This is a genomic window from Streptomyces sp. NPDC001443, assembly GCF_053597355.1.
This window is the reverse complement of record NZ_JBSFIA010000002.1, coordinates 193,037-217,779: the sequence shown is the minus strand read 5'-3', so window position 1 is coordinate 217,779 and position 24,743 is coordinate 193,037. Positions and strand designations below refer to the sequence as shown.

The following is a 24,743-nucleotide window of genomic DNA, read 5'->3' as shown; positions in this document are numbered from 1 at the left end:
ATCCGGATACCCGGATACCCGGATACCCGCGGTCAGGCGACCGGGTTGAGGACCACCTCGGCCGTGTTGTTGTCGGTGTTCGGGTCGAAGGGCAGGGACGTGCCGTAGTAGGGCCGGACGACGACGCGGCCCGTCGCGCCGGGGACCACCCGGTCGACGCGCAGCGTGAACGGGAAGGTGACGTCCAGGCCCGGCTGGGTCCAGATGGGCAGGGTGCAGGCGTAGTGGACGGCGGCCGGGTCGTCGCCGGACGTCCAGCCGTTGCGGCAGGTCCTGGGCACGGACGTGGCGGTGGTGCCCTCCGGGAGGTAGAAGTGCACCACGGCGACCGGGTCGCCGGAGCTGACGTTGCCGACCCAGGCGGGGCCCAGGTCGGCGAAGCCGACCGTCGCGGTGACGGTGTCGCCGGCCGCGCCGCTCACCACGGTGCCGCGCGCGGCGAAGTCGGCGGTGTTGTCGGCGGCGATGCTCCAGGTCCGGTAGTTGTCCGAGGTGTCGAGGTCGCCGGCGCCGTCGCCGGGCTCGACCTCGTAGTCGAACCGCTCGGTCAGCGCGCGGTTGTTGACGGCGAGCCGCAGCGGCTCCGGCAGCTCCACGGTCTCGCCGGGCGCGACGTCGGTGTCGAAGGAGCAGGTCACCCGTGTCGCGGGCGGGGCGCTGCCGCTGTCGTCGGGTCCGGTGTAGGTGCACTGCGGGTAGCGGGTGACGACGTCGAGGCCGTACGTCGCCCACAGCCGCACGCTGAAGCCGTGGGCGGTCTCGTTGCCGGTGTTGGTGACGGAGGTCGGCACGGTGAGCTCGGTGCCGGGTGCGACGCCGGTGGTGTTCTTCGGGGCGCCGAAGCCGAGGTCCGGTCCTGAGCCGACGGTGACGGAGGTCGTGAAGCCCCCCGGGTTGACCAGTGCGCCGTCGGGTCCGCCGGTGGCCTCCGCGGAGTACCCGATCGTCCCCTGCGCTCCGAGGGCGGCGCCGGCGACGGCCCGCACCTTCAGCGACACCTGGGTGTCGGGGCGGGTGGACACGTCCCCGGTGTCGCACACGGCGACCGTGCCGGCCTCGTCCGGCGCGCAGTTGTCGGGCCAGGCCACCTCGGCGACCCCGGCGAGCCCGGAGACGTCGACGGTCACCCGCCCGTCGGTCACGGCGAAGTTGCCGTTGTCGTGGTACAGGCCGAGGTCCAGCGACCGGTACCGTGCCGCGCCGTCCTGCGGAGCGACGGTGACCGCCTGTTCGTACGGCGCCTCGATCCACAACCGGTCGGTCTGCTGCGACTCGTCGTCGGCGAAGGCGGCCCCGCTGCCGAGCCCGGCCACGACCAACGCGCCCACGGCACCGGCACGGACCCCGTGGCGCAGCACGCGCCGAACGGAGACAGAACTCATGTCATCCCCCATCTGGGACAGAAGAGATTCCGGCAACTGTCTTGCACCGGACGGGAGTTGGACGATCTGTCGGGACGGAGGGTTGCGGCCGGGGCGCGCGTGGCGGGTGTGTTCCCGATCTCTTTCTGATCAACCGGACACGAGGATCCTCAGTGGCCGTCCGGGCAGTTGTGCCAGGCCTTGGCCAGGGCCTTCGGGATCTCCGGGATGTCGCCGCAGCCGTGCGCGCTCCTGGGGAAGCCGTCGGTGGCGAGGTAGGCCCAGCCGCCTCCCGCGGCAGCGCGGAAGTACTTGGTTGCGCTGCCCTCGTCCTGGAGGTTGACGAGTTCGGCGTCGGTGGCCCCGGCGGTGGGCCGGAAGCGGGTGGCGGCGTAGCGGACGGAGCCGCACTGGCCGTAGAAGAACTGCCCGGGTACCGGCTCGAGGTGGGTGAGGACGGGGACGGTGCGCCGGTAGGCCGCCGTCACCGCGGACTTCACCTCGGCGCTCACCGCCAGGTTGCGGCAGCCGGTGAAGGCGGGGGCGGTGACCTTGGCCGGGACGGCGGCAGCGGTCGACGGCTCGGCGGTGGACGCGGCCGGTGCGGTGGACGCGGCGGCGGAGCCGGACGGCGCACCGGCGGCCGGGGCGCCCGAAGCGGTGGCCTTCGTGGCCGAGGCGTGCGGGGCGGACGAGCTCGAGGCGCTGGAGTCCGAACCGCCCTGACATGCCGTCAGCAACAGGAGGCCACTCAACAGCGCTGCCACCGAAGTGCCTCTGGGAGCGGGCATGGCGAATCCCTTCTTCGGCCGGGAACATCACGTTCACGACCTGTGTGACCGAGGTGGGAGGCCGGCGCGGGAAGGGCCGCCGACCTGACCCTTACGACCACCGGGGGCGGCTCGGCGGTTGCACGAGCCGCCCCTCGGGAGGGTCTCGGTTTCACATACGCGGCGGCTCGCGCCGTCAGCCGCCGACGTACGCCGAGAGGTGCTCGCCGGTCAGGGTGGAGCGGGCGGCGACGAGGTCGGCCGGGGTGCCCTCGAAGACGATCCGGCCTCCGTCGTGGCCCGCGCCGGGGCCGAGGTCGATGATCCAGTCGGCGTGCGCCATGACCGCCTGGTGGTGTTCGACGACGATGACCGACTTGCCGGAGTCGACGAGCCGGTCGAGCAGGCCGAGCAGATGCTCGACGTCGGCGAGGTGGAGGCCCGCGGTCGGCTCGTCGAGGACGTAGACACCGCCCTTGTCGGCCATGTGGGTGGCCAGCTTGAGCCGCTGGCGCTCGCCGCCGGACAGCGTGGTCAGCGGCTGGCCGAGGCTGAGATAGCCGAGGCCGACGTCGGCGAGCCGACCGAGGATGCGGTGCGCCGCCGGGGTCTTCGCCTCACCGGAACCGAAGAACTCCTCGGCCTCCGTCACCGACATCGCGAGCACCTCGCTGATGTCCCGGCCGCCGAGGTGGTACTCCAGCACCGCGGCCTGGAACCGCCTGCCCTCGCACTCCTCGCAGAGGGTGGCGACCCCGGCCATCATCGCCAGGTCGGTGAAGACGACGCCGGCCCCGTTGCAGGTGGGGCAGGCGCCCTCGGAGTTGGCGCTGAACAGCGCGGGCTTGACGTCGTTGGCCGTCGCGAACGCCTTGCGGATCGGGTCGAGCAGTCCGGTGTACGTCGCCGGGTTGCTGCGCCGGGAGCCGCGTACCGGCGCCTGGTCCACCGACACCACGCCGGCGGAGGCGGGGACCGAACCGTGGATCAGCGAGCTCTTGCCGGACCCGGCGACGCCCGTGACCACGCACAGCACCCCGAGCGGGATGTCGACGTCCACGTCGCGCAGGTTGTGCGCCGAGGCGCCGCGGATCTCCAGCGCGCCGGTGGGCTCGCGCACCGTCTTCTTCAGCGAGGCCCGGTCGCCGAAGTGGCGCCCGGTGATGGTGCCGCCGGAGCGCAGCCCCTCGACGGTGCCCTCGAAGCAGACGGTGCCGCCCGCCGTGCCGGCGCCGGGGCCGAGGTCGACGACGTGGTCGGCGATCGCGATCGTCTCCGGCTTGTGCTCCACGACGAGCACCGTGTTGCCCTTGTCCCGCAGCCGCAGCAGCAGGCCGTTCATCCGCTGGATGTCATGGGGGTGCAGACCGATGGTGGGCTCGTCGAAGACATAGGTGACGTCGGTGAGCGAGGAGCCGAGGTGGCGGATCATCTTGACGCGCTGCGCCTCGCCGCCGGACAGGGTGCCCGAGGGCCGCTCCAGCGAGAGGTAGCCGAGGCCGATCTCCACGAAGGAGTCGAGGGTCTGCTGCAAGGACGCCAGCAGCGGTGCCACCGACGGCTCGTCCAGGCCCCGCACCCACTCGGCGAGGTCGCTGATCTGCATCGCGCAGGCGTCGGCGATGCTGACGCCCCCGATCTTCGACGAGCGGGCCGCCTCGGTGAGCCGGGTGCCCTCGCAGTCGGGACAGGCGGTGAAGGTGACCGCGCGCTCCACGAACGCCCGGATGTGCGGCTGCATCGCCTCCTTGTCCTTGCTCAGCATCGACTTCTGGACCCGGGGGATCAGCCCCTCGTAGGTCATGTTGATGCCCGCGATCTTCATCCGGGTCGGTTCGAGGTGCAGGAAGGCGTGCAGTTCCTTCTTGGTGTACTTGCGGATCGGCTTGTCCGGGTCGACGAGGCCCGACTCGGTGTAGAGCCGGTAGTTCCAGCCGCCCGACTTGTAGCCGGGGATGGTGAGCGCGCCCTCGTTGAGCGACTTGGAGTCGTCGTAGAGCTGGGTGAGGTCGAGGTCGGTGACCGAGCCCCGGCCCTCGCAGCGCGGGCACATCCCGCCGGTGATGCTGAAGGAGCGGCGTTCCTTCACGGTCTGCCCGGCGCGCTCCAGGGTGACCGCGCCCGCGCCGCTGATCGAGGCGACGTTGAAGGAGTACGCCTTGGGCGAGCCGATGTGCGGCCGGCCGAGCCTGCTGAAGAGGATGCGCAGCATGGCGTTGGCGTCGGTGGCGGTGCCGACCGTGGAGCGCAGGTCGGAGCCCATCCGCTGCTGGTCGACGATGATCGCGGTGGTCAGCCCGTCGAGGACGTCGACCTCGGGCCGCGCCAGGGTCGGCATGAAGCCCTGCACGAAGGCGCTGTAGGTCTCGTTGATCAGCCGCTGCGACTCCGCGGCGATCGTGTCGAACACCAAGGAGCTCTTGCCGGAGCCGGAGACGCCGGTGAACACCGTCAGCCGACGCTTCGGGATCTCGACGCTGACGTCCTTGAGGTTGTTCTCGCGCGCACCGTGCACGCGGATCAGATCGTGGCTGTCGGCGCCGTGCGGCGCGGACGACTGCGCGTCCGTCCTCCTGGCCATGCTCGTCCTCTCTCCATACTGTCGTGCGGGCCGCCTTCGCGGTCCCCCTGTCTACCTGATCGCCCCGGGCGGGCGGGGACGATCCGGGACGACGTCCCGCGCCGTCGTGCCGCGCGGGCGCGTGGCCACCGCCACGGCCGCGGCGTTCAGGCTAGGCGCGGACCGCCGTCCGGCGCTTCTCGAAAACTGCCCGTCCCGGGCGTCCTGCACGTGCCGGCGTGCGGGCGGCGAAGGCGTCACCCGTGCGGACGCGCCTTGGGAACTTCTTTACCTGGTGCGGTAGTTCTGGTGGCGACGGCCCGTCGCGACCCGCGCCGGGCCGCGGAACGACGCGGCGATCAGTGAAGGAGCGACACCGGCATGGTGTTCAAACGGCTGCTCGGGGCCATCGGTGTGGACGGCCCCTCGGTGGACACGGTTCTGGACCACGGCGCGGTGGCGCCCGGCGGGGTGCTGTCCGGACAGGTGCACCTGCGGGGCGGCGGTTCGGCCGTCGACGTCGAGCACATCGCCCTGGAGCTCGTCGCCCGGGTCGAGGCCGAGCACGAGGAGGGCGAGAGCGAGGGCTTCGTCGTCTTCGAACGGTTCGTGGTGGGCGGTGCGTTCCGGCTCGGCGAGGAGGCGCGGTACAGCGTCCCGTTCCAGGTGACGCTGCCGTGGGAGACACCGGTCAGCGAGTTGTACGGGCAGCGGCTCGGGATCGTGCTCGGGGTGCGCACCGAGCTCGCGGTGTCCGGGGCGCGGGACAAGGGCGACCTCGACCCGCTCGCCGTACGGCCGTTGCCCGTCCAGGAGGCGGTCCTCGAGGCGCTCGGGCAGCTCGGCTTCGGCTTCAGGTCCGCGGACCTCGAATACGGCCGGATCGGCGGCACGGACCAGCGGCTGCCCTTCTACCAGGAGATCGAGCTGACCCCGGCGCCGCAGTACGCGCACGCCGTCGACGAGGTCGAGGTGACCTTCCTGGCCGGCTACGACCGGATGGAGGTGATCCTGGAGGCCGACCGGCGCGGCGGTCTCTTCTCCGAAGGACACGACGCGCTGGTCCGCTTCACCGTCGGCCACGACGACGCCCTCCACCGGGACTGGAACACCGAGGTCGACGGCTGGATCCGGCAGCTCGTCGAGCACCGGGCGGCCCACGGCTCCGGCGCGGGGTACGGGCACGGTGCCGGGTACGGGGATCCGCACGCGCACGGGGGTCCGTACGCCGGCGGGTACAAGGACGACTCGTACGGGGGCGGGCACGGGTACGGCGAGCACGGCCGTCACGACGAGCACCACCGTTCCGGCCCCGGCCTGGGCACCGCCGTCGCGGCCGGTGCGGCGGGGCTGGCCGTCGGCGTCGTCGGCGGGCTGGTGGCGGCCGAGGTCGTCGACGAGATCGGTGACTTCTTCGAGGGCGACGATGACGACGAGGGCGGGGACGAGGACTGAGTCCCGGCGGGCGGCGCGCTACAGCGGTGTGGCCGCCTTGAGGATCATGAACATCGTGACCGCCGAGTTCGCCGAGGACATCGCGGACAGGGCGGCTCCCCCGGCCGCGGTCCAGGCGGCCATGCCCGCGCTCGTGAACAGGGGCGGCCAGGCCCGGGCGGCCGGTGGCGGACCGAGCAGCGCGGCCACGCGGCGCGGCACGGGTCCCGGTGCCGCGGCGAGGGCGGCCAGGGTCGGGGCGGGCGCCGGGCGGGAGACGAGGGCCGCCTTGGCGACTGCCCGGGCCGTCACCCGGCGGTCGCCGACCGCCCCGGCCGCCTCCTCGTCCGCCCAGCGCTCCGCGGTGTAGCCGACGGCGGTGCCCAGCGGGCGCAGGAAAGGGTTCGCGCGGGCTGCCAGACCCGCCAGCAGCAGCCAGCGGTGGTGGTGGCCGGCCAGGTGGGCGCGTTCGTGGGCGAACAGCACGCGCCGCTCCCGGGAGGTGAGCGCGGCGAGCATCCCGGTGGAGACCACGACCCGGCCCGGCCGTCGGGGACGGCGTCCGTACCCGTACGTACGCCCGTACCCGCGTCCGGGCCCGCGGCCGGGCAGTGCGTAGGCGTAGGGGAGGGCGTCCGGGAGGACGGCGACCTCGGTGGGCGGCAGCCCGCGCAGGGCGCGTACGGCACGGCGCCGCACGCGGTGATGTCGCAGCAGCAGACCCACGCAGGCGGTGCACGCCAAGGCGAGCGCGCCCACCGCGGCCTTGCCCACCACCTCGTCGTGCGGCACCGCCGCGCGGACCTCCGGATCGGCCCAGCCGTCCGGCAGCGGGTTGCCGGGGAGCTGGGCCGTGCCGACGATCGCGAGCAGACCCAGGCACAGGGTGCTGCACAGGCCCAGGACGGCGGCGGCACCGGCGAGCAGCAGCGTGGCCGCGCGCGGATGCAGCCGGTGCTCGGCGAGCCGCGCGACGGGCCAGGCGGTCAGCGGCAGGACGAGCGGGAGGAAGACGAACACGCCCACGGTTCAGCCCGCCCGGCCCTCTCCCGGCGCGCCCCGGTCGCCCTCGTCGCCCTCGTCGCCCTCGTGGGTCTCGTCGGTCTCGTCGGTCTCGTGCAGCAGCCTGCGCAGCAGCTCCTCGTCGCCGGGCGGGAGGCTGGAGACGAAGCTGGCCAGCACCGCCTCCCGGTCGCTCTCGCCGTCCAGGACCCGGCGCATCCGGTGGGCGGCGAGCCCCGCCGCGTCCGCGGCCGCCGTCCAGGCGAACGACCGGCCCGCCCGCTCCCGGGTGACCGCGCCCTTGGCCTGGAGCCGGGTGAGGATCGTCATGACGGTGGTGTAGGCGAGGGTGCCGCCGAGGCGTTCGCGCACCCAGCCCGCCGGTACCGGTTCCGGCGCCGACTTCAGAGCGGACAGCACCTGGGCCTCCAACTCGCCCTGGCCGCGCCTGCGCCCGGGGGCGTCCGGCCGCGCCCTGTCCTCGTACCGCTCCGTCACGCTGCCTCCCTGGGCCCTGGGGTTCGTCCGACGCGCCGTACGCCTCCCGCCCGTCGTGCGCCTCGTCGTCGTCGACGACGAGGGCCCATCGTATTGAGCGGTGAGCGGCCTCCCCACATCTTCTACAGTGCTGTAGATTCGCATCGCAGTCCATCCGGCGCCGGTCCGGACCGCCCGGCCACCGGCGGAGCAGAGGAGAGCAGCGTGGGAGTTTCCCTTTCCAAAGGCGGCAACGTCTCGCTCAGCAAGGAGGCGCCGGGGCTGACCGCGGTCCTGGTCGGCCTGGGCTGGGACGTCCGCACGACCACGGGCACGGACTACGACCTCGACGCCTCGGCCCTGCTGCTGGACGCGTCCGGCAAGGTCCTGTCCGACCAGCACTTCGTCTTCTACAACAACCTCCGCAGCCCGGACGGTTCGGTCGAGCACACCGGCGACAACCTCACCGGCGAGGGCGAGGGCGACGACGAGTCCGTCAAGGTGAACCTCGCGGCGGTGCCGGCCGGGGTCGACCGGATCGTCTTCCCGGTGTCCATCCACGACGCCGAGAACCGCGGACAGAGCTTCGGCCAGGTCCGCAACGCCTTCATCCGCGTGGTCAACCAGACCGGCGGCCAGGAGATCGCCCGCTACGACCTGTCGGAGGACGCGTCGACCGAGACCGCGATGGTCTTCGGCGAGCTGTACCGCAACGGCACGGAGTGGAAGTTCCGCGCCGTGGGCCAGGGTTACGCCTCCGGGCTCGCCGGCATCGCCTCCGACTTCGGCGTCAACGTCTGACCCGACGCCCGTGTCCGGTCCGGCCCCGGCGTCGCGCCCGGGGCCGGGGGGCCGCGCGGGTCAGCCGAAGCGGCCCGCCACGTAGTCCGCGGTGCGCGGGTCCTCGGGGGTGCCGAAGATGCGCTCGGTGGGGCCCTGTTCGACGATCCCGCCCGGCGTGCCCTGCTCGGCGAGGAAGAACGCGCACTGGTCGGAGACGCGGGCCGCCTGCTGCATGTTGTGGGTGACGATCACGATGGTCACCTCGCCCGCGAGCTCGTGGATGGTCTCCTCGACCCGCCGGGTGGAGGTCGGGTCCAGCGCCGAACAGGGCTCGTCCATCAGCAGCACACGCGGCCGTACGGCGAGGGCGCGGGCGATGCACAGCCGCTGCTGCTGGCCGCCGGAGAGCGCGCCGCCGGGCTGCCGCAGCCGGTCGCGGACCTCCTTCCACAGGCCGGCCCGGGTCAGGGACTCCTCCACCAGTACGTCCTTCTCCCGGCGGTTCGCACGCGTGCCCGTCAGCTTCAGGCCCGCCACCACGTTGTCGTAGATCGACATGGCCGGGAACGGGTTCGGCTTCTGGAAGACCATGCCGATGCGCCGCCGGGCGTCCGTCAGCCGCCGCGCGGGGCCGTAGATGTCCTCGCCCTCGAAGAGGACCTCGCCCGCGAACTGCGCCGCCGGGATCAGCTCGTGCATCCGGTTCAGGGTGCGCAGGAACGTCGACTTGCCGCAGCCGGACGGGCCGATCAGGGCGGTGACCTGCCCGGCGGGCATGGTGAGGGAGACCCGTTCGAGGACCTTGTGGTTGCCGAACCAGGCCGACACGGCACGCGCCTGGAGGGTCGCGGGGCCGACGGCGGCGGCGTCGGCCGGTGAGGGCAGGACGACGGTGTCGGTGGGTGAGAGGGTCGTGTCGGTCACGTCGGGTACCTCGGTTCGCGGGTTCACTGCGGGGCTCGGGCGGAGGTCGGTCACAGCAGGTTGGGCAGGAGTTCGGTGGTGCGCGTGGCGACCTGGAGGCCCAGCACGGCGACGACCGGCGCGAACACGATCCAGGTCTGGTGCCGGCCCCAGCGGTGCCACGCCCATACGGCGGCGACGGCGGCGGCCAGCAGCGCCTGGAGCCACAGCACCAGCGGCCAGGGCACGCCGGCCGGGCGGGCCAGCGGCTGCTCGGCCTCGGGCAGCGTGCCGGGGCGGACGACGGCCGCCGGGGTCGGGAAGGCCGCGGAGACCAGGTCGGCGTCCACCCGCAGCAGCCCGCCCGGCATGAAGCGGGGGCCGGTGGCGGTGACCAGGACGAGACGGCCCTCGCCCGCGGCGACCTGGGCGGGCGCCGGGTCGCCGGCCCGCCGGACGTCGAGGACCTCGTAGGTGGCCTTGCCCTGCCCGGTGATCACCGTGATCCGGTCGCCCTCGGCGAGCTCGGCCAGCCGTCCGAACGGTGCGCCGTACGCCGCGGCGCGCCCCATCAGCACGCTGGTGCCGGCCTGTCCGGGCAGCGGGGTGTCACGGCGGTGGCCGGGGCCGCCGGTCAGGACGGTGGAGTCGGTGCCCTCCAGGACCACCTGCTGGAGGCCGAGCGAGGGAACCTTGATCAGGGCGAGCGGGCTGCCCGGCGTCAGCAGGTCGCCCTGCTGGTCGGTCTGGGCCACCGGGGCCGTGCCGAGGGCGAGTCGATTGCGCAGTTCGTCGAACGCGGTCTGCTGCGCGGAGTGTTCCTGTGCCCCGCTGAGCAGCAGCAGCTGCGCGGTGATGCCGAGCAGCAGGGCGGCGAGGCTCAGCAGACCGCCCCGGGCGAGGTGGCGTACCGCGGTGATGCTCCGCACGCGCGGCAGGACCGCGGTCGGCGCGAGGGGTGTCTGTACGGCGACCGTCACGGGGCCCGCCTCCTTCGCTGGATGGGTACTGAGGGTGGTGCCGGACGGGGTGGCCGACGCGGTGGGCGGTGCCGGCGCGGATGGCGGCCGCCCCGGCGCCCGGGCCCGCCGGGGCGGCCGCGGCGGGCGGCCGTCCCGGCGGGGCGGGACAACGGGTGCCGGATCAGACCGACTTGACGACGAAGTTCACCCCGTTGCGGGTGTTCACGGTCGTCGAGCCCGCGTAGTACGCGTGCAGCGTGTGCCGGCCGGCACGCAGCTTCGGCAGGGTGACGGTCACCTTGCCGGCGCTCAGCGTGCCGGTGGCGATGATCTTGCTGCCCTCGTAGATGCGCACGGTGCCGGTCGGCGTGGTGCCGGTCGCGGTGACCTTGACGGTGACCTTGCCCCGGGCGGTGTGCTTGACCGAGGTGGGCGCGCTGACGCTGACGGCCGGGGTCGCCTTGACGACCTTCAGCGAGACGGTCGCCGCGGAGGTGTTGAGCTTGGCGGCGCCGCCGTAGGAGACGGACAGGGCGTGGGTGGCGACCTTGAGGTGGTTCGAGAGGGCGACGGTGGCCTTGCCGGTGCTGCTCAGGGTGGCGGTGCCGAGGACGGTGCTGCCCTCCTTCACCGTGACCTTGCCGGAGGCGACGACGCCGTGCGTGCCGGTGACGGTGACGGCGACCTTGGGCGTCTGGCCGTAGGCGGCGGTCGCCACGGCCGCCTTCGTGGTGCTGGCGTACTTGACCGCGCCGGTCCAGGTGGCTCCGGCGCCCGTGCCGTTGAGGTTGGCGCCGGAGACGGTGGCCGTGTAGGTGCCGACGGCCAGGCCGGTGAAGGAGTACGAGGTGGTGCCGGCCGGGACGTCCTTGGTCGCCACGACGGCGCCGTCCGAGCCGGTCAGCGTGACCCGGTAGTCGGTGAGCGGCAGGCCGGTGGGCGCGGGCGCGGTCCAGGTGAGCTTGACGCCCGCGTCGCCGAGGGCGGCCTTCAGCACGGGCGCGGCGGGCGTCGAGAGGTCGATGCCCGACTCCTCCAGGCCGCCGAGCTTGGCGTGCTTGGCCGGGTTGACCGAGCCGTTGTAGGACTCGTTCACGAAGCCGAAGGCCGCGATGGTCTGCTCGGCGGTGTCGGACGCCAGGGCGGCGGTGTGGCTGCCGCTGGTGACGAAGACGTCGTAGAGGTCCTTGTCGAAGAAGACGCTCGTCGGGTCGATCGCCCGGGTCGGGACGACGTTGTAGACGTCGCGGCCGAAGGTGGCGTTCTCGTAGTAGTAGTTGACCGGCACCAGCTTGCCGTTGGCCGTGGCGACCGGGGTGGTGGCGCCGCCCGTGTCGCCGGGGAGCTGCACGCTCGCCAGGTGACCGCCGGCCGCCGCGGCGTCCTTGCTGTGGTCGGGGGCGACCCCGTTGATCTGGGCGATCCAGCTGCCCACGGAGAACGGCTCCAGCGCGCCGTCCTCGGTGAGGCCGTCGTTCGCCTGGTTCTCCTGGACGGTCGGGATGTTCGGGGAGAGCGTGGCGTCGGTGAGGCCGATCGCGCTCAGGAAGAACTTGCGGGTGCCCGAGCCGGACTGCGGGATCTTCGGGTGGACGGTCTGGCCGTTCACCACGGTGGTCGTGCCGGCGTAGATGTCGTGCAGGTCGTCGACCGTCAGGCTGTCCAGGGCGGAGCCCTTGACCGCGACACCGACCGCGTCGCGCGCGAACGGAATGTACGTCAGCGCGGTGCCGGAGGTGCTCGGACCGCTGGAGGAGCGCGCGAAGTCGACCTGGCCCTTGATGGCGACGCCGGAGCTGTCCGGGTACTTGTCGCCGGTCAGCGCCTGGCTCAGCGCCAGACGGCCCTTGCCGGAGCCGTTCGGGCGCAGGAAGGAGGGCCCGGCCGAGCGGGTCTGGATGCTGGAGGTGGTGGAGCCGGTGAGAGGCTCGATCGCGTCGTAGGAGGCGATGCCCGCCCCGCTCGCCGCCTTCACGGCGGCGTAGGTGGTGCCGTTCACCGAGTCGCCCGCGAGGGCGTTGAGCACGTCCTGCGTGGTGTCGGAGCCGACGCCCACGAGCGAGCGGTAGGTCCCGGCGGGGGTCGGGTCGGCGTACGCAGGGCTGGCGAGAGCCAGGCCGCCGGCCACCACAGCGGCGGCGACGAGCGCGGCCGTAGAGCGCGAAGAGCGCATGGAGGTTCTCCTGAGGATCGTGCGCGGGTGGATCTGGCAGGGTGGTACCGGCCGTCCGCCCCGACTGCCTTTCGGGGCGGACGGCCGTCTGTGGGGAGCTCCCCGCAGGGGGCTCCGGGGTGTCACCGCGGCGGCAGCGGCCGGCGCAGTCGCTCCGGCAGCCTGAGCTGCGGCAGGACGGTCACGGTGCGGCCTCCCGGTAGCGGCATGCGCAGCGGCAGCCGCGGCCTGCTGCCGCCCGCGAAGGGCGCGCCCAGGGCGGCGACGGCGCCGAGCGCGGCCCCGACCGGGACGGCGTAGCGCAGCGAGTTCGCCGGGTCGGCGGGGGTGGTGCCGGCGGCCGTGGTCTGCACGGCCTTGCCGCCGTCGTACGACGCCTTGACGGTGGGCGTGCCGCCCGTGCCGCCGGCCGCCGCGGGCGACTGGCCGAGGTTGTTCGGCGTGCCGTCGGAGGCCGCGCCGCCCGCGCCGCCCAGGTCACTGCCGGAACCGACCTGGCCGCTGCCCCCGTCCGTCCCGCCGGAGCCGGACCCGGAACCGTCGCCCGAACCGGACGGGCCGGTGTACTTCGCCAGGGCGTCGGCGGCCCGCACGGCGCGCTCGCGCAGCGACTTGGACAGCGGGGCGTAACCGGCCGGCAGCCGGCCCGGGTCGGCGCCGCTGACCTGGCCGGCACCGGCCGCGTACCGCAGCAGTGCCGCGTAGTCCTTGCGGGCCGCGGCGCTCAGCGAGCCGGGCCGTACGACCGCGTGGACGAGCTGGGCCAGCGGGTAGGCGCCCGCGTCGGTGACCTTGGCCGGGTCGATCTCGGGGGCGTCCGTGCCGGTCGCGCTCGTGGCCGCGGCGCTCAGCGACGCGTCGTCGGGGGCGACGAAGTTGCCCGCCGCGTTGCGCAGCCGGGCGGTCTGGAGCCCGTAGCGGGCGGCGGACGCCGCGTCGGTCACCGTGATCACGAACCGGGAGCCGACCGTCTGCGGGCCGGGGCTCTTGAACGCGGGCGGGTTGCCCAGCGGGTCCCAGGTCGACTTCCACAGCGTGTCCGCGCGCCGGGTGTGCAGCGCGCCGGAGTGCAGGTCGTCCACGTACGGGTGGAAGTCGGTCATGCACTGCTTGAGGGTGGCGTCGGTGCCCGGCGGGACCGTGCACCAGGGGTCGCTCTTGGGGTAGTCGTCGGCGCGGGCCGCCTCGAAGGCGGAGCCGGTGGGGTTCAGGTCCGGGTTGGTGGAGTAGTACGGGTTGACCACCATGCCCGAGCCGTCCGGCAGCCCGGACAGGAACCTGCGCGCGTCGGCGTCGGACAGGACCCACTGCCACAGGGCGCGAGCGGTGTCGGTGTGCCCGAGCGAGGTGATCAGGTCGGTGTCGGTGGCCGGGGTCTCGGCGACCGACAGATAGGCGAACTCGGGGTTGAGCGCGATGAACTCGGGGTCGCTGGCCAGGCCCGCCGGGTTGGTCCTCGCCCACTCGTAGCCCTTGGCGGCGGTGCCGCCGAGCACCGCGCCCCAGGCGGAGTTGCGGTACGACTCGGTGAGCAGCTTGGCGACCAGCCGGGGGGTGAGGTCGATCGACTCGACCTTGGTGCCGGCCTGTCTGCGGATGTCGTCCGGCGCTCCGGACCTGGGTCTGCGCTCGATCGTGAAGCCGATGACGGTCCCGGAGAGCGCCACCGGCGCGTACGTGGTGGTGTCGGACGGGGCGGTGCTGCCCTCGTCGGCGCCCAGGGCACGGGTGGTGAAGGCCAGCCCGGCGGTTCCGTCCGCGATCAGCCGGGCCCGGGTGTCGGGCTCGCCGAGTTCGGTGTAGCCGTAGACCTTGCCGGTCGGGCACAGGGCCGCCTGCCAGCTGGTCATGGCGTCGGCGACGAGCTCGCTGCCGGTGGTGGGGCGCTCGTCGGAGCCGAGCGCGCAGTTGGTGCCGACCGAGTTGAAGTCGAGCCTGACGGCGACGCGGTTCTTCCAGTTGGTGGAGGAGACCGGGGAGCCCGCGTTGACCGTGCTGGTGTCCGCGTAGGGCTTGCCGTCGAGGTCGAGCCGGCCCTGCGGGACGATCACCAGCCAGCAGGAGCGGGGCTTGGTGCCGGAGCCGGTCCTGACCGGCGTGCCGCAGCCGAGGTGCGGTGCCTCGTTGGCGGTCTGGACCTCGAAGTACTCCTTGCCGCTGCCGTCGGCGCCGGTGCGGGCGAAGTCGACCTCGTTGGTGGTGTTGCGGTTGAAGAAGGCGTTGTTCTGGGTGCCGCTGGTGATCACCGTGCCGTCGACGGACTTGAAGGGCACCTCGCCCAGACCGTTGGCGCCGGCCGCCCCGTACCGGTCGTCCTGCCCGTAGTTGGCCGGGTCGGCGTTGTAGAAGACCTTGCGGGTGTCGTCGTACTCGTTGCCGGGCCAGCTGCCCCGGTCGGTGGTCGGGGAGGCGCCGTACTGGCACTGGGTGCGGGCCGGGCCGGGGTTGGACGGCACGGTGCCGTCGTCGTCGCCCCAGCACTGCATGATCTGCACGAAGTCGGTGTTGAAGAAGGTGCCGGCGAACGTGGTCGGCGTGCCGCCCGACCAACTCACCGTGATGGCCTGGCTGGTGAGCCGCTTCGTCTGGCTCACCGTGAACCTCATGTCCTTGAACTCGCCGCGCCCGGAGACGGTGACGGCGGAGCCGGTGGCGGCCGCCGCGGTGGCGCTCGGCGCCGCCTGGGCGACGGCGAGACCGGCCAGGGCGCCGACCGCGGCGCCGGCCACCAGCCGGACGAGGGTGTCGCGCAGACGCTTCATCGCGAACCCCCGTCCGTGCCGGAGGAACCGGAGGAGGCCGAGGAGGCGGCGCGGGTGTCGGCGCCGCCGGTGATCAGCCGCGACACCAGGGAGGGCAGCAGCACCAGCCCGAGCACCAGGAGCGCGGCCAGAACCATCAGCGTCTGCGTGCCGGTCCAGCCGTGCTGCGCGGCCACGGTGATCGGCTGGGCGAGGGCGACGGTGTCGTCGCCGGCCCCGCCGCCGGAGCCGCCGGAGCCGCCGGAGCCGGTGTTCGCCGCCGCGATGGTCTGCCCGGTGTCGGGGTCGACGGACGGCTGCGCTCCGCCGGACGCGCCGCCCGCCGAGGTGGCCGAGCCCGTCGTACCGCCGCTCGTCGCGGTGCCGCCCGTGCCCGTGCCGGCGGAGCCGCCCGAGGTGCCGCCGACGGCCGAGCTCCCGGAGGTGCCGCCGGAACCGCCGCCGCTGCCGTTGGTCGTGGCACCTCCGCTGCCGGTCCCGCAGGGCGCGGCGCCCTTCTTGTCGCAGGCCGCCGGGTAGGGGGCCGTCTCCGCGAGCTTGTTACGGCCGTTCGCGGTGAAGGTCGGGTTGTTGCAGCCCTGGACGTTGATGTTCTTCGCCGTCACCCCGGGGATCCGGCGGATCTGCTCGAAGCCCGCCTTCACCAGGTTGATCGGCAGCGGCGAGTAGCCGAGCTGGGGAGCCGACTGCTGGCCCTGGCACATGAAGTAGTACGAGAACGCGCCCAGCGTCTTGCCCTTGGCCTTGGTGAAGGTGCCCTGCACCTTCAGCGGCAGGATCATGTACGAGTAGCTGGACAGCGGGTAGTTGCGCTTGTCGGAGTCGTTGTAGACGCCGTCGAGCTGCTGGGTGAGGTAGTCCGCGGAGCCCTTGTCGGTGTTGATCTTCGCCTTGAGCAGCGACACCGCGACGTTCTGCGGGGTCGGTTCGGTGTAGTAGCCCGCGTGGTTGAGGACCTTGGCGACCGGGTAGTGCGCGTTGAGCGCGTACGAGTAGTTGACGTACCCGATCGCGCCCTCGCCGTAGTTCTGGGCCACGTAGCCCGCCACGCCGAGGTCGCCGGACTGGGCGATCATGCCGGTGACGGTCGGGTAGTACGAGGTCTGCCCGCAGGCCCCGGACCGTCCGACGCGCCCGCAGTACGCCTGCCACAGCGACTTGTGCTGGTTCGCCATCCACATCGTGAACTGCGCGGTGGAGCCCGAGCCGTCCGAGCGGACCACCGGGACGATGGTGCGGTGCGGGAGCTGCACCCCGGGGTTGTCGGCCTTGATCACCGGGTCGTCCCAGCTCTTGACGACCCCGGTGAAGATCTTGGTGACGACGTCCCCGGAGAGCCGCAGGTTGGTGACCCGCTTGCCGTTGACCGTCAGGTGGTACATGAAGACGGTGCCGCCCGCCACGATCGGCATGTACGCGTACGATCCGGCGCCCGGCCGCTCGGCCGCGGAGCCGTCCGTCGGGTGGGTCTGGAACGGGATGTCCGAGACGGCGAAGTCGACGGTGCCGCTGAGGAACTGACGACGGCCGTCGGAGGATCCCGTACCGGCGTAGCTGATCCGCATGCCGTACTGGTTGACGGCCCGGCGCCATTCGTCGACGGCGTTCTCCGCCCAGGTGGAGCCGGCTCCGGCGATCGGCGTGTAGCTCTCGGCGGCGGCGGGCGCGGCGAGCGGGCCGGCCAGCAGCGTCACGAGCACGCCGAACACCGCGCCGAGGGTGGCCGGCGCCCGCAGGCGACTCAGACGAGAGATGAGGTGGCTGAACATCAGTCGGTCTCTCCGGTGTCCTCGACGGGAGCGTTGCACTGGACTTCGGCGGCGGGGGTGGTGCGGTGCGCCTCGGGGGCGGGGACGGCGCCGGCGTCGGTCGCGGTGGCGACCGGGCCGGCCGTCCCGGCCGGGGTGGTCGTGACGTACTCGGTGCGCTCGGCGGGTGCCGTGTCCGTGGGGTCCTCGGCGACCGACGCGTCCGCGGTGTCCTGTACCGCGGCGGCGTACTCGACGTCCTCGGACCCGTCCGTGTCCTTGAACAGCGACAGCGGGGGCGCGTGCAGTTCCTCGAAGCGGGCCGCGTCCCGGCGGGAGACGCGGGCGGACCGGCGGGCCTGGCGGCGGCTCTGGTGGCCGGGGCCGCGCCCGCCGATGACCCGGGCGACCACGAACAGCACCAGTACCAGCGCCATCAGCACCGCCGCCGAGCCGAAGCCGCGGGCGATCATGGTCGGTTCCGGCGACTTCACGAAGTTGAAGACGGCGAGGGGCAGCGAGATCATCGGCCCGCTCGTCGGGTCGGCGTTCAGCGCGGCGGTGAAGCCCGCGGTGAGCAGGACCGGCGAGGTCTCGCCGATACCCCGCGCGGTGCCGAGGATGACGGCGGTGGCGAGCCCGGAACGGGCCGTCGGCAGCACCACGTGCCACACGGTCCGCCAGCGTGGCGCGCCCAGCGCCTCCGCGGCCTCGGTCAGCGTGCCCGGCACCAGTCGCAGCACCACGTCCGACGCCCGGATCACGATCGGCAGCATCATCACGCTGATCGCGAAGCCCGCCGCCAGACCGGACTTCTGCATACCGAGGTAGAGGATCCAGGTCGCGTACACGGTCAGACCGGCCACGATCGAGGGCAGCGCGGTCATCGCCTCGACGATGGTCCGCACGAACCGGGAGAAGCGTCCCGGGATCTGGTTGAGGTAGATCGCGCAGGCGATACCGAGCGGCACGGTGATCGTGAGCGCGATGGCGATCATGATCAGGGTGCCGAGCATCGCGTGCGCGATACCGCCGTTGGTGAGCGGGTCGAGCGGTCCCGCCGCCTGCATGTCCTGGGTGAAGAAGTTGCCGTGCAGCAGCGCCTCGCGCCCGCGCCAGGCGGTGAACCCGACGACGAGGACGAGCGCCGAGAGCATCAGCAGCGCCGCCGTCCACAGCACGACGGTCATCACCCGGTCCCGTACGGCCTGGCGGTCCTCCTCCAGGCCGGTGAGCACGGCGTAGATCAGCAGGAAGGACAGGTACGCCGTGACGGTGAAGCCCAACCCTCCGGAGAGCGGGGCGAGTTCGCCGAACAGCAACACGGTCGTGCACAGCCCGGAGGCGGCGGCGCCGACCAGCGACAGCACACCCGAGCGGGTGACTCCGCCGATGGGCCGGGGCCGGTCGGGGAACTCCACGGCGTCGGCGGCGGCACCGGCTCCGGCCGCTTCCGGGACCGCGGCGGGCAGCGGCCTGGTGTCTTCTACGACGTTGTCTTCTACGACGGTCATGTCGGGCCTCTCAGTCGCTCTGCGCGCCGGAGCGCGAGCGGGTGGCGATGGAGGAGGCGGTGAAGTTGACCGCCAGCGTCAGCAGGAACAGGGCCAGGCCCGCGGCCATCAGCGCCGACATGCCGAAGGGGGACGCGTCGCCGTAGTGCAGGGCGATCAGCGAGGACACCGAGTTCGAGCCGGTCTGGAGGATGTGCGGCTGGACGGTGAAGACCGGCGAGATGATCAGGTACACGGCGATCGTCTCGCCGAGCGCCCGGCCGAGGCCCAGCATCGTGCCGCCGATGATGCCGCCCTTGCCGTACGGCAGGATCACCGCGCGGATCATTCCCCAGCGGGTGGCGCCCAGCGCGTACGCGCCCTCGCGCTCGCCCGCCGGGGCCTGTGCGAACACCTCGCGCATCACCGAGCACTGGATCGGCGCGACCATCAGCGCGACGACGATCCCGGCGACGAAGGTGGAGGCGGTGTAGACGCTCTCGGTGGCGAGCGGATCGCCGGGCTGGGTGCCGTCCACCGTGAACAGGGGGATCCAGCCGAACCAGTCGGACAGCCAGCGCGACAGGCCGATCACGTGCTGCTGGAGGAAGAACAGCCCCCAGAGCCCGTAGACCACCGAGGGCACGGCGGCCATCAGGTCGACCAGGGTGACGAGGGTGCGGCGCAGCCGGCGCGGAGCCACGTCGGAGATGAACAGCGCGGTCCCGAGGGCCAGCGGCACGGAGATGGTCACGGCCACGGCGGCGATCAGCAGCGTCCCGGTCAGCACGGCCGCGATGCCGAACCGGTGGACGTCCGGCTGCCATTCGGGGGTGGTGAGGAACGAGAGGCCGGTGGCACGCAGCGCCTGACCGGCTCTCATCAGCAGGAACAGGCCCACGGCCGCCATGATGGCCAGAACCGTGACCCCGGTGGCCGTCAGTTGGACCCGGAAGATCCGGTCACCGAGGCCCCGCCCTGCGTGGGGACGCCGGGGAAACGATTCTTTCCCGTCCGGCTCGGCATCTCCGGGTATGTCTCCCCCGGGTCTGTCGGGTTCTTCCTGCTCGGACTCCACGTATGTACGCCCCTCACCCGGAAACGACTCTCCCCGCGCGGTGCCGGAAGACGGCTGCGCGGGGAGAGTCAATGGCCGGATCCTGTCGTCCCGACGCGTCAATTGTGGATACAGAGTGAATCGTTCATGTCATTTCAGTGGGCTAGTTGTGCGCGCGGACTCACATCACGCCGGACGTGAACTCCCCCTGACAGAACGAGTCCTGACGGACATCGCCCGACAGATCCCGTGGCTCCCGGGCGACCTGCCGGACTCCGCAGGTCACACGGGCGGGCGGGGCGTGCCGGTCCGGGTGATGGCCGATTCGACGGCGGCGACCCGCTCGGCGAGCAGCCCGAGAGCGGCCACCGCCTCCGTCAGCGCACCGGTCAGTGCCCCGGCCCTCGCCCCTGCCGTCGCCTCGGCCGCCGTCCCGGCCTCCGTCCCGGGGAGCGGGCCGCCGCCGAGCCCCCGGGCACGCAGGTACGACGCCTTCACCTCGGCCCAGCGCGCGGCCTGCGCACCGGACAAGGTGCCGCGCAGCTCTGCCAGTTTCAGCAGATTGGCCTCGGCGCCGGTGGTCAGGGTCTGGGCCTCGGCGCGGTAGTGGTCCTGGACGACGGCGTCGAGTTCGGCGTCGTTCATGACCGGCCGGATCGCCTGGGCGATCTTGTTCATGTCGCGGTAGGAGCCCTGGAGCCGGAACGGCGGCTCGGTGCGGGCGTCCTCGCTCTGCGCGGCGGAGGCGATGTAGGCGGAGTTGACGGCGAGGACCGTCTCGCGCGCGGCGAGCAGATGGCGCAGGACGGCGCGGATCCGGTCGAGTTCGGCCGGGGCGCAGGGATGGACGAGGCCGTCCGCGCGGGCCGTGGGGTCGTCGGCGGCCAGCCGCAGCAGCAGGTCGAGGTCGGCACGGTCGCGGCCGGCCAGCGGGGCCAGCACCGGGTTCGCGATGAGGGCGTTCTCCACGAAACTGACGGCGAAAGCGTCCGCCTTGCCGGTCAGCACGTCGCCGAGGTTCCACACGTCGGCCCGGCTGGCGAGCATGTCGGGCACCCGGAAGCGGCTGCCGGACTCGGTGTAGGGGTTGCCCGCCATGCAGACGGCGAAGCGCTTGCCGCGCAGGTCGTAGGTGCGGGGCTCGCCGTCGTGTACGCCCTCCATCCGGCGGGTGGCGTCGCACAACGGGATGAACCGCTGGAGCAGTTCGGGCGAGGTGTGCTGGATGTCGTCGAGGTAGAGCAGGGTGTTGCCGCCCGCCGCCAGCGCGAAGTTGATCCGCTCGACCTCGCGGCGGGCGGTCGCGTTCGGGGCCTCGGCCGGGTCGAGCGAGGTGACGCCGTGACCGAGCGCGGGGCCGTCGACCTTGACCAGGACGAGGCCGAGGCGGTCGGCGACGTACTCCATGAGGGTCGTCTTGCCGTAGCCGGGCGGGGAGACGAGCAGCAGCAGACCGCCGGTGTCGGTGCGCCTGGACTCGTCCGAGGTGCCGATCTGCCGGGCGAGGCTGTCGCCGACGAGCGGCAGGTAGACCTCGTCGACGAGACGGTTGCGCACGAACGTGGTCATCACCCGCGGCCGTAGCTCGTCGATCCGCAGCCGGGCGCGCTCGGCGGCGAGCAGCGCGGTGCGCCGGGCGGTGTAGGCGCGGTGGCCGGGGACGGCGTGGGCGCGGAAGTCGTCGGTGCGGGCGAGGAACTCGTCGAGGCGCAGCGCGAGGGTGCGGCGGGTGATGCGCGGGTGGGTGCCGAGCAGTCCGGTCACGGCCGCGGTCAGCGGTGCCTCGCTGTCGTGGCGCACCAGCCCCGGGCAGAGTTCGGCGGCGACGGCCTCGGCGAGGTCCCCCGGGCCGGTGTCCGCGCCGGTGGCGGCGGTGTACGCCGACAGCCACCCCTCGACGAGCTGCCGGCGGTCGTCGAGCGCGTCCAGGGCGGCGAGGTCCTGCTCGTAGGCCGAGGTGCCGGCCGCGCGGCGGAACTTGTCGAGGAGGGTGCGGGCGGCCGCGCCGATGACGAAGCCCTCGGGGCCGGTCGTCAGCTCCTCGAAGAGGTACGCGGCCGCCGGCGCGCCGATCTCGGCCGCCAGCTCCGCCTTGAGGTCCGCGATCGCGGGCACGGTCCCGAACACCTCCCCGGCCCGGGCCAGCGACACCGCCCGCCGGGTCAGACTCTGGCGCCGGGCGGCGCCGACGCCGTGCGCCCAGAACAGCTGGGCGGCGGCGCGGGCGGCGCTCTCGTGGCGCAGCACGCCCGCGCCCGCGTGCAGCCGCAGCAGCGCGGTGAGGATCGCGGTGGCGTCGTGGTCGTGCACCCCGCGCTCGTAGCCCTCGTCGTACGCCGCCTGCGCCGCGCGGCGGACCAGTGCGGGCAGGTCGGCGTCGGCCAGGGCGGCGGGGCCGTGCTCGGCCAGCAGCCGGGCCGCGAGGTGCTCGCCGCGGTAGACGGTCGCGGACTCGGAGGGCAGCGGCCGGCCCCAGTAGGGGCGGGTGGCGGCGAAGTCCGGGTCGGTGACCGGGGCGCGGTAGTCGGTGCCCGTGAGCGCGAGGGCGAGACCGTCGCCGTGGGGGACTAGCGCGAGGTCGAGGGGCTGGGTGTTGACGGCGAAGGTGTGCCGTCCGAGGCGCAGGGTGCGGCCGCCGTCGGTGTACAGGTCGGCACGGTCGCGCAGCGCCCGCACCGCCTCCTGGCGGGCCGCCTTCAGGCGCCCCGCCAGTTCTTCCGCCCTGCTCGGGTCGCCGAGTGCGCGCAGTTCGTCGGCGGTGCGCCGGACCTTCTCGACCAGCGGGTCGGAGGTGAAGAACGTGCTGATCGCGTCGGCGGTGTCCAGTGCGGCGGCGCGGCGGGCGAGCGTCGCGAGGACGCGTGCGGCGGCGGCCGCGAGCTGTTCGGTGCGGCGGGCGCGGGCGTCGGCGAGGGTCTGCTTGCGGGCGGAGAACGCCTCGTACACCTCGGTGTGCCGGTCCGCGAGTTCGCCGAGGAAGTCGTCGAACCCGGAGAAGCGGGCTTCGAGGTTCTCCAGTTGTACGAGCAGCGCGGCGAGCCCGGTGTCGCACGCCTCCTCGGTGTCGGCCGCCGCGAGGGCGCCGACGACCGACTGCCCCAGCAGCGCGAACTCGGCGGCGAACTCGGCGCGCCCCTCGTGCTCGCGCAGTTCGCGGCGGCGGGCGTCGAGCGTGGCGCGGACGCGGTTGACGCCGCCCAGCACCTCGGCGACGCGCTCCAGGATCGAGGTGCGCACGGTGGCGTCGCCGATGTCGAGTCCGGCGACCACCTCGGTGACCGTGCGCAGGCCGTCGTCGAGCTCGTCGAGCCGGCCGGTCAGGGGTGCGGCCTCGGCGGCCGTCGGGATCGCCTCGGCGGCCGCGAGCAGCCGTTCGATCTCCTGGTGGTGACCGGCCAGGGCGTCCTCGCGGGCCAGGAAGGCCACCGCGCGCTGCCCGAAGGAGGCGAGGTCGGCGCCGACCCCGGCGGCGAGCTCGTCGATACGGGCGGTGTCGGCGTACCTCAGCTCCTTCAGGTTCAGCAACCTGCCCTGGGCGCGCCGCAGTTCGGTCAGTCCCGTGACCCAGGAGGCGGCGTCGCGGGGTGCCTCGCCGCGCAGCCGCCGGACGAGCGAGGTGATCCGCTCGGCGGACTCGTCGAGGGCGTCGGCGGCCCGGCGGGTCAGCGTCCGGACCGTCTCGAACTCGGTGACGACCTGCTCGGCCGTGTCCCGGACCGCGTCCAACGGGGTGCGCAGATCGCCGAGTTCGGGCTCGGCCAGCCAGTGGTGGGTGTCGGCGGCCCGGACGCAGGCGGCGCGCAGGGCCTCGTACACCTCGGTCGTGGGAGGCGTCCCGGCGACGGACGCGGCGAGGGTCAGACAGTCGGAGACGCCCCGCACGAGGTCGGCGTTGCCGATCCGGGACAGCGGCCCGGAACCGGCCGGGCGGGCGGCGGCGCGGGTGTCGGACTCGTACGGCGACGTCCACACCTGGAGCGGGTGCACCCGGGCCGGTTCCGCGCCGGCCGGGTCCGTGCGCAGCACCGTCAGCGATCCGTCGTCGAAGAGCGCCCAGCCCTGGCAGGCCAGCGGGGTGGAGATCTCCTTGCGGATCAGGTTGTACGGCAGCAGGAGGCTGCGTCCGGCGCCGGGCGCGTGGTACGCGTACAGCACGTCCTCGCCGTTGGGCGAGCGCACCTCGCGCTCGAACTCCAGGCCCTCGGTGTCGAGGTCGAAGGTCCGGTGCGCGCCCGTCGCCGCGAGGCAGTAGCCGCCGGGGAAGACGATGCCCTGGTCCTCGGGCAGCCGACGGCAGGACTGCCCGACGGCGTCGAGCCGGACCACCGTCCTCGTCAGGGTGTGGAAGACGAAGTGGCGCCAGGCGGTCTCCTTGTAGGGGCGCACCCGCAGCAGGAGCAGGGCGCCCACCCGCGCGTACCGGATGTCCGCGTCGGCGAGCGACTGGAGGGGTTCGTCGACCGGCTCGGTGTGGATCGCCCGGTCCGTCTCCGTGTCGTCCTCGGTCTTGACGGTGAGGCTGCCGCCGACGGTCGCGACGAAGACCTCGCCCTCGACGGACACGTGCGGGCGGCGGCCCGGGACGTGGTCCTCGCGGGTGGTCGCGGTCCAGGTGAAGTCGTGGGACGGCGGGAAGACGTGGTCGCGCTCGCCGCGCGCGTCGAGGAACGAGACCCGGCCGTCGTCGGCGAGCGCCCAGCGCAGCACCCGGATGTCGTCCGGCTTCTCCCCGGTGCGGAAGACGGCGAGCAGCCGGCCGTCGACCTGGCGCAGCCGCAGCAGACGGGTGTCGCGGTAGTAGCGGTGCAGGGCGGCGAACTCGCGGACGAAGCCGGGGTCGTCCAGCAGCCCGGGCACCGCGTCCTCGGGCAGCCGGTTCAGGTCGCGGTCGCGCAGGGTGAGGACGTCGCCGACGGACGCCTCGGCCCGCAGTCCGAGGACGGAGTGGGCACCGAACAGCAGCCGGTCCCCGACGGCCACGACGTCGGCGGGCAGACAGGCCCGTCCGGTGCGCAGCTGTCCGGTCCCGGCGAGCGCGAGCCGGGTCGCGCCGAACTCCTCCACCCGGCGGGAGTCGAGCGCCCGCGCTCGGCGGGCCAGGTCCTCGGCCTGCGCGGCCAGCCGGTCGCGCAGCACCTCGTACGTGCCGGCGTCCAGGCCGGGGCCCGCGGCGGAGTCCGGAGCGCTCTTCGGACCGAGGCCCGCGGCGGAGTCAGAAGCCGTCCTCGAGCCGGAGTCCGCGACGGAGTCAGAAGCGG

General features: G+C 73.3%; 15 protein-coding genes. 2 read left to right on the top strand and 13 right to left on the bottom strand.

Annotated features, from left to right (window positions below):
• Positions 1 to 32 precede the first annotated feature (32 nt).
• The 3 genes from ACWC24_RS03800 to ACWC24_RS03790 form a co-directional block, all read right to left on the bottom strand.
• A complete protein-coding gene (locus ACWC24_RS03800; protein ID WP_450661212.1) occupies positions 33 to 1,382 on the bottom strand; it encodes a hypothetical protein in 1,350 nt (449 codons plus the stop codon).
• A gap of 149 nt (positions 1,383 to 1,531) precedes the next feature.
• Complete coding sequence (locus tag ACWC24_RS03795; protein ID WP_450661211.1) at positions 1,532 to 2,152, bottom strand: hypothetical protein; 621 nt, start codon at positions 2,150 to 2,152, stop codon at positions 1,532 to 1,534.
• 175 nt (positions 2,153 to 2,327) lie between these two features.
• Positions 2,328 to 4,712, bottom strand: a complete 2,385-nt coding sequence (locus ACWC24_RS03790) for an ATP-binding cassette domain-containing protein (protein WP_450661210.1) — start codon at positions 4,710 to 4,712, stop codon at positions 2,328 to 2,330.
• Between the two features lie 360 nt (positions 4,713 to 5,072).
• Here ACWC24_RS03790 and ACWC24_RS03785 point away from each other — a divergent pair, with 360 nt between their 5' ends.
• On the top strand, positions 5,073 to 6,146 hold the full coding sequence (locus ACWC24_RS03785) for a sporulation protein (RefSeq protein WP_450661209.1): 1,074 nt from the start codon (positions 5,073 to 5,075) through the stop codon (positions 6,144 to 6,146).
• Positions 6,147 to 6,164: 18 nt separating this feature from the next.
• Here the strand turns inward: ACWC24_RS03785 and ACWC24_RS03780 are convergent, their stop codons facing one another.
• Both ACWC24_RS03780 and ACWC24_RS03775 read right to left on the bottom strand, forming a co-directional pair.
• Positions 6,165 to 7,151, bottom strand: a complete 987-nt coding sequence (locus ACWC24_RS03780) for a M48 family metalloprotease (RefSeq protein WP_450661208.1) — start codon at positions 7,149 to 7,151, stop codon at positions 6,165 to 6,167.
• A 3-nt stretch (positions 7,152 to 7,154) separates the two neighbouring features.
• Positions 7,155 to 7,625: a BlaI/MecI/CopY family transcriptional regulator gene (locus ACWC24_RS03775; RefSeq protein ID WP_450661207.1), complete on the bottom strand. Its 471-nt coding sequence runs from the start codon at positions 7,623 to 7,625 to the stop codon at positions 7,155 to 7,157.
• Between the two features lie 204 nt (positions 7,626 to 7,829).
• On the opposite strand from ACWC24_RS03775, the gene ACWC24_RS03770 reads away from it, so the two are divergent.
• Positions 7,830 to 8,405 carry a TerD family protein gene (locus tag ACWC24_RS03770; RefSeq protein ID WP_450661206.1) on the top strand — a complete coding sequence of 192 codons (576 nt, stop codon included), beginning with the start codon at positions 7,830 to 7,832 and terminating at the stop codon, positions 8,403 to 8,405.
• Positions 8,406 to 8,465: 60 nt separating this feature from the next.
• Here the strand turns inward: ACWC24_RS03770 and pstB are convergent, their stop codons facing one another.
• The 8 genes from pstB to ACWC24_RS03730 all read right to left on the bottom strand — a co-directional run bounded on the left by pstB (position 8,466) and on the right by ACWC24_RS03730 (position 24,642).
• Positions 8,466 to 9,272 (bottom strand): phosphate ABC transporter ATP-binding protein PstB, encoded by an 807-nt coding sequence (pstB, locus tag ACWC24_RS03765; protein WP_450661419.1) that lies wholly within the window; start codon positions 9,270 to 9,272, stop codon positions 8,466 to 8,468.
• An 89-nt stretch (positions 9,273 to 9,361) separates the two neighbouring features.
• Positions 9,362 to 10,270, bottom strand: a complete 909-nt coding sequence (locus tag ACWC24_RS03760; protein ID WP_450661205.1) for a sortase — start codon at positions 10,268 to 10,270, stop codon at positions 9,362 to 9,364.
• A gap of 163 nt (positions 10,271 to 10,433) precedes the next feature.
• Entirely contained in the window at positions 10,434 to 12,425 is a 1,992-nt protein-coding gene (locus ACWC24_RS03755; RefSeq protein ID WP_450661204.1) for an Ig-like domain repeat protein, read from the bottom strand.
• A 122-nt stretch (positions 12,426 to 12,547) separates the two neighbouring features.
• Positions 12,548 to 15,187, bottom strand: coding sequence for a hypothetical protein (locus ACWC24_RS03750; RefSeq protein WP_450661203.1), 2,640 nt, complete (start codon positions 15,185 to 15,187; stop codon positions 12,548 to 12,550).
• Positions 15,184 to 16,956: a phosphate ABC transporter substrate-binding protein PstS gene (pstS, locus tag ACWC24_RS03745; protein ID WP_450661202.1), complete on the bottom strand. Its 1,773-nt coding sequence runs from the start codon at positions 16,954 to 16,956 to the stop codon at positions 15,184 to 15,186. The genes ACWC24_RS03750 and pstS overlap by 4 nt, the downstream gene beginning before the upstream one ends.
• The gene (gene pstA, locus ACWC24_RS03740) at positions 16,956 to 18,449 is read right to left on the bottom strand and encodes a phosphate ABC transporter permease PstA (protein ID WP_450661201.1); all 1,494 of its coding nucleotides are present in this window, start codon (positions 18,447 to 18,449) and stop codon (positions 16,956 to 16,958) included. The genes pstS and pstA overlap by 1 nt, the downstream gene beginning before the upstream one ends.
• A gap of 10 nt (positions 18,450 to 18,459) precedes the next feature.
• Positions 18,460 to 19,506 carry a phosphate ABC transporter permease subunit PstC gene (gene pstC, locus ACWC24_RS03735; RefSeq protein ID WP_450661200.1) on the bottom strand — a complete coding sequence of 349 codons (1,047 nt, stop codon included), beginning with the start codon at positions 19,504 to 19,506 and terminating at the stop codon, positions 18,460 to 18,462.
• A 261-nt stretch (positions 19,507 to 19,767) separates the two neighbouring features.
• Positions 19,768 to 24,642: a DNA repair ATPase gene (locus ACWC24_RS03730; RefSeq protein WP_450661418.1), complete on the bottom strand. Its 4,875-nt coding sequence runs from the start codon at positions 24,640 to 24,642 to the stop codon at positions 19,768 to 19,770.
• Between the last annotated feature and the right edge of the window lie 101 nt (positions 24,643 to 24,743).

Coding starts and splice junctions, on each gene's coding strand:
- ACWC24_RS03790 (WP_450661210.1), bottom strand. CDS start 4,712: ATGGCCAGGAGGACGGACGCGCAGTCGTCCGCGCCGCACGGCGCCGAC.
- pstS (WP_450661202.1), bottom strand. CDS start 16,956: ATGTTCAGCCACCTCATCTCTCGTCTGAGTCGCCTGCGGGCGCCGGCC.
- ACWC24_RS03800 (WP_450661212.1), bottom strand. CDS start 1,382: ATGAGTTCTGTCTCCGTTCGGCGCGTGCTGCGCCACGGGGTCCGTGCC.
- ACWC24_RS03750 (WP_450661203.1), bottom strand. CDS start 15,187: ATGAAGCGTCTGCGCGACACCCTCGTCCGGCTGGTGGCCGGCGCCGCG.
- ACWC24_RS03785 (WP_450661209.1), top strand. CDS start 5,073: ATGGTGTTCAAACGGCTGCTCGGGGCCATCGGTGTGGACGGCCCCTCG.
- pstA (WP_450661201.1), bottom strand. CDS start 18,449: ATGACCGTCGTAGAAGACAACGTCGTAGAAGACACCAGGCCGCTGCCC.
- ACWC24_RS03795 (WP_450661211.1), bottom strand. CDS start 2,152: ATGCCCGCTCCCAGAGGCACTTCGGTGGCAGCGCTGTTGAGTGGCCTC.
- ACWC24_RS03755 (WP_450661204.1), bottom strand. CDS start 12,425: ATGCGCTCTTCGCGCTCTACGGCCGCGCTCGTCGCCGCCGCTGTGGTG.